1 protein-coding gene is annotated in these 1,717 nt (G+C 68.8%); it reads left to right on the forward strand.

Going from position 1 to position 1,717, the window contains the following annotated elements:
- The first annotated feature begins 245 nt into the window (after window positions 1–245).
- Window positions 246–1,565: an ISL3 family transposase gene (locus tag C1729_RS14185; protein WP_102510787.1), complete on the forward strand. Its 1,320-nt coding sequence runs from the start codon at window positions 246–248 to the stop codon at window positions 1,563–1,565.
- Window positions 1,566–1,717: the final 152 nt, after the last annotated feature.

Consider the following 1,717-nt stretch of genomic DNA (forward strand, 5'->3'; position numbering starts at 1 on the left):
CGGCGCTGACGGAGGCCATGGGCATGCTCAACCACCATTTCGCAGCAGCCGCCTGATCGGCGCAGAGCGACAGCCTACCTCTGACTGCCGCCAATCTTTGCAACAGAGCCACCCAGTGGACATAAGCGGCTCTTCGCCGTTGCGGTGGGGAGTGACGGGTCCGACGGGTTGAGCATCAGGTAGGGGTCGAGGTCCTCGAGAATCAGGAGCGACCAAGCAACCTGATCGATCTCGAGGACCTCGACGTGTCTCACGCTACGGGGTGCGCCGACGCGCGCCCAACTACTGACCCCTGCGTTCGCTGTGACATTCTGCTCGGCCTGGACGGCGTCCGGGTCGAGGCTGTGACGCGGAGCTCGACCGCGATGCGAGTGATGGTCTCCACACCCTGGCAGCTGATGGGGTGCCCGGACTGCGGGGGCGTCGCGGTCAGCCGAGGACGGAGGATGCGGGTGCTGCGCGACGTGCCGCACGGCGACGTGGGGGTGCAGGTCGCCTGGCGGCAGCGACGCTGGCGCTGCACGGAAGCGGCTTGCCCGCGCGGCACGTTCGTCGAGCAGCTCCCGGTCCTGGTCGCCGCCCGCGGGGTGCTCACCCGCCGGGCGGTGACGTGGGCCCTCGGGCAGCTGCGCCGTGAGCACGCCACGATCGCGGGGCTCGCCCGCCGCCTCGGGGTCGGGTGGGCGACCCTGTGGCGCGCGGTCAAGCCCGAGCTGGAACGTCTGGCTGCGGACCCGGTCCGGTTCGCGGGCGTCACCTCGTTGGGCGTCGACGAGCACATCTGGCACCACGGCGACGTGCGTGAGCGCGGACCCAAGGAACTGACCGGGATGGTCGATCTGACGCGCGACAGCCACGGGCGCATCCACGCCCGGCTCCTTGATCTGGTCCCAGGCCGCTCGAAGAAGGCCTACGCCGACTGGCTCACCGACCGCGGCCCCGCGTTTCGCGCGGCCATCGAGGTCGCTGCGCTGGACCCGTTCGGCGGCTACAAGGCGGCGATCGACGCCGAGCTCGCCGACGCCAGGGCGGTCTTGGATGCGTTCCATGTCGTCAAGCTCGGCACCCAGGTCGTCGACGAGGTCCGCCGCCGCGTCCAGCAGGACACCACCGGGCACCGCGGCCGCAAGGGCGACCCGCTGTTCGGTATCCAGACGATCCTGCGCGCCGGGGCCGAGAACCTCACCGACCGCCAGGTCGCGCGCCTGGAACGTGCGATCGGTGCGGACGAGGCGCACGAAGAGGTCTACGTCGCGTGGCGCTGCGCTCAAGACCTCCGAGCCGCCTACCGCTCCAAGGACGCTACCGTCGGGCGCGGCCGCGCTGAGAAGATCCTTACTTCGTTCCACACCTGCCCGATCCCCGAGGTCGCCCGTCTCGGACGGACTCTGCGGCGTTGGCGTGAGGCGTTCCTGGCCTACTTCGACACCGACCGGGCGAACAACGGTGGCACCGAGGCCGTCAACGGCATCATCGAACTTCACAGGCGGCTGGCCCGCGGCTACCGCAACCGCGACAACTATCGGCTGCGGATGTTGCTCGCCGCCGGCGGCCTCCTCAGCTGACCCCCCACCGCATCGACGAAGAGCCACATAAGCCTGTTCGGTTCGTAAGCTATAATGCAAGTAGCGTATGCGCTCACGCAACTGGTCCAGAACCTTGACCGAACGCAGCGGTGGTAACGGCGCAGTGGCGGTTTTCATGGCTTGTTATGACT

Origin of the sequence: Sanguibacter massiliensis, assembly GCF_900240335.1 — a bacterium.
In the GTDB taxonomy this organism is placed as follows: Bacteria; Actinomycetota; Actinomycetes; order Actinomycetales; family Cellulomonadaceae; genus Flavimobilis; species Flavimobilis massiliensis.